The 3195-nt window shown below is 74.2% G+C and carries 3 protein-coding genes and 1 pseudogene; 3 read left to right on the top strand and 1 reads right to left on the bottom strand.

The window, feature by feature from the left end; all coding sequences use genetic code 11:
- On the top strand, window positions 1-1131 hold a 1131-nt coding region (locus tag EBH09_RS31505), incomplete at its 5' end, for a GNAT family N-acetyltransferase (protein ID WP_121750256.1).
- Window positions 1132-1155: 24 nt separating this feature from the next.
- Here EBH09_RS31505 and EBH09_RS31500 read toward each other — a convergent pair.
- Window positions 1156-2379, bottom strand: a complete 1224-nt coding sequence (locus EBH09_RS31500; protein ID WP_121750255.1) for a PLP-dependent transferase — start codon at window positions 2377-2379, stop codon at window positions 1156-1158.
- 60 nt (window positions 2380-2439) lie between these two features.
- Here EBH09_RS31500 and EBH09_RS31495 point away from each other — a divergent pair, with 60 nt between their 5' ends.
- Both EBH09_RS31495 and EBH09_RS39460 read left to right on the top strand, forming a co-directional pair.
- Entirely contained in the window at window positions 2440-2931 is a 492-nt protein-coding gene (locus EBH09_RS31495) for an Lrp/AsnC family transcriptional regulator (RefSeq protein ID WP_121750254.1), read from the top strand.
- A gap of 78 nt (window positions 2932-3009) precedes the next feature.
- A pseudogene (locus EBH09_RS39460) lies at window positions 3010-3195 on the top strand (DUF885 domain-containing protein); the annotation flags it as partial.

The raw sequence follows: 3195 nt of genomic DNA, 5'->3' as shown, positions 1-3195 counted from the left end.
ACCGGGCTGTCAGCCGGTTCCCGAGCCGATGCGGCAGACAGCGCGCTGTGGCGGATGCGGACGACCGTACGGGACGCGCCGGGGTCGCTGGCCGTGCTGTGCTCGGCCCTCGCCGACCGGCGGGTCGACATCCTGAGCCTGCAGACGCACCCGCTGGCCGATGGGACGGTGGACGAGTTCCTGCTCCGTGCCCCGGGTGAGTTGACGGGGTCCGAGCTGGCCGGCCTGGTGTCGGCGGCGGGCGGTGACCACACCTGGACCGAGCGGGCGGACGCCCACGATCTGGTGGACGCGCCGACCCGGGTGCTGGGGCTGGCCGCCCGTACGGCGCTGGACGCTGCGGAACTCCCCCTGGCGCTCCGGCAGTTGCTGGGCCGGTGCACCATCCGGTCGTTGCCCGCGACGGTCGGTGGACGCGCGGCGGACGACGTGCCGCCGGAAGGCGCGCTGGAGGACACCGTGCTGCGGCTGCGCGCGCCGGAGGGCGGAGTGATCAGTGTGGAACGGCCGTATCTGCCGTTCACCCCGGCCGAGTTCGCCCGCGCGCGGGCGCTGGTCGAGCTGGACGCCCGGCTCGGTCCGCGCATCCCGCGCGCTCGGGACGTGCTGACGCTGCCCGAGGGACGCGACATCACGGTCCGCCGGGCCGACCAGCGTGACGTCCCGGCGGCGAAGGCGATGCACGAGCGGTGCTCGACGCGGACGCTCGGGCTGCGGTACCACGGCCCGGTCGGCGACGCCGACCGGTATCTCAACCACCTCCTCAGCCCGCGCCACGGCCGCACCCTCGCCGTGCAGACCGCCTCGGGGCGGATCGTCGGGCTGGGCCACCTGATGTGGGACGGGGACGAGACGGAGATCGCGCTGCTGGTCGAGGACGGGTGGCAGCGCCGCGGCGTCGGCGGCGAGCTCCTCGGCCGGCTCGTGGCGATGGCGGCGGAGACGAGCTGCGAGAGCGTGTACGCCGTGACGCAGGCGTCCAACACCGGCATGGTCGCCGCGATGCGCGGCCTGGGCCTCCCCCTCGACTACCAGATCGAGGAGGGGACCCTCGTCATCACGGCCCGTCTGGACCCGGCGGCCCGGGCGGCGGCGCGGCTGCCGCGCGGGGAGCGGATCGGCAAGGAGTGAGCCGGCGGGCGGCGCCGCGCGCCGTCATTCGGCCCGCGACAGCGCCTCCCGCAACGGGATCGCCTCGGCCGCCCGCTCGCCCAGTGCCTGGTCCAGGTCGGCCCACAGGTCGTCGACGTCCTCCAGGCCGACGGACAGCCGCAGCAGCCGGTCGCCCACCCCGGCCTCCCGGCGGTCGTCGGCGTCGACTATGCGGTGGCTGATGGACGCCGGGTGCTGGATCAGCGTGTCGACACTGCCGAGGCTCACCGCGGGGGTGATCAGGCGGACGCGGCCGATGACCTCGTGCGGATCGCCGTGGACCTCGAAGGAGACCATCGCGCCGCCGATGCGCGGATAGTGGACGCGGGCCACGCGCGGATCGGCGGCGAGGCGCCGGACGAGCGCGGCGGCGTTCGCGGAGGCGGCCCGCACCCGCACGGGCAGGGTCGACAGACCGCGCAGCAGGAGATAGCCGGCCAGCGGGTGCAGGACGCCGCCGGTGGCGAAGCGGACCTGCCGCAGCCGTCCCGCGAACTCCTCGTCGCAGGCCACCACACCGGCCAGTACGTCCCCGTGCCCGCCGAGGTACTTGGTGGCGCTGTGCAGCACCAGGCGCGCGCCCTGTTCGGCGGGGCGCTGGAGCACGGGCGTGGCGAAGGTGTTGTCCACGAGCAGCGGCACCGATCCGCAGGCGTGGGCGACGGCCCGCAGGTCCACCTCGGCCAGCGTGGGGTTGGCCGGTGACTCCACGAGCACCAGGCCGGTGTCCGGGCGCAGCGCGTCCGCGATGCCCGCCGGGTCGGTCCAGGTGACCTCGGAACCGAGCAGGCCGGCGGTCAGCAGGTGGTCGCTGCAGCCGTACAGGGGCCGTACGGCCACCACGTGCCGCAGCCCCATCGAGCCGCGGACCAGCAGGACGGCACTCAGCGCGGCCATGCCGCTGGCGAAGGCGACCGCGGCCTCGGTGCCCTCCAGCCGGGCCAGCGCCGTCTCGAAGCGGGCGACGGTGGGGTTGCCGAGACGGCCGTAGACCGGCGGCCCCTCCGGGTCGGCGCCGGTGGTGGCGAACGCGTCGATGCGGGCGGCCTCGCCTCGGCTGTCGTACGACGGGTAGGTCGTGGACAGGTCGATGGGCGGGGCGTGCAGTCCCTGGGCGGCGAGATCGTCGCGGCCGGCGTGCACGGCCTCGGTGGCCAGTGCCCTGCCCGTGGGAGCGGTGGTGCGTACGTCGTCGGGTGGTGACGTGTGCGTGCGCGCAGAGTCCATGCCTCGAAGAGTGAACACCGACCGGGCCACTGCGATCACCGGCCGTGCTACGTTCGAAAGATGGCCGAATCTGTCGTACTGGATCCGGTGGATCTTCATCTGCTGCGGCTGCTGCAGAACGACGCCCGGACCACCTACCGCGATCTCGCCGCCCAGGTCGGAGTCGCCCCGTCGACCTGCCTGGACCGGGTGACCCGGCTGCGGCGTGCCGGGGTGATCCTCGGCCATCGTCTCGAACTGGACCCGGCCAAGCTGGGGCGCGGGCTCCAGGCGCTGCTGTCGGTGCAGGTGCGCCCGCACCGGCGGGAACTGGTCGGCCCGTTCGTGGAGCGGATCCGGGCGCTTCCGGAGTCGCGCACCGTCTTCCATCTCACCGGCCCGGACGACTACCTCGTCCATGTCGCGGTCGCGGACATGACGGATCTGCAGCGGCTGGTGCTGGACGGTTTCACCTCCCGGCCGGAGGTGGCCCGTGTCGAGACGCGGCTGATCTTCCAGCAGTGGGAGTGCGGCCCCCTGCTGCCGCCCGCCGCGCCCGCGGACACGCCCTGAGCGAAATCCGGCCGCCCGCGGTACCGGGCCGGGCAGAGCGGGCTGACGCGGCACCGGAATCCGTATGAGGATGTCCGCATGTCAGAGACCAAGAGCCCGCTGCCCCGCGAGGTCGCCGACGCCTACGTCGACGAGCTCATCGCCCTCGACCCGGTCACCGGTACGTTCCTCGGCGTGCAGGAGAGTTCCAGCCGCCTGCCCGACTTCTCGCCCGCGGGGCAGGAGGCCCTCGCGGAGCTGGCGCGGGCCACTCTCGCCCGGCTG

It is taken from the genome of Streptomyces sp. E2N166, assembly GCF_003671715.1.
Taxonomy (GTDB): Bacteria; Actinomycetota; Actinomycetes; order Streptomycetales; family Streptomycetaceae; genus Streptomyces; species Streptomyces thinghirensis.
Note: the sequence above shows the minus strand (reverse complement) of the source record. Positions and strands in the feature narration are given on the sequence as shown.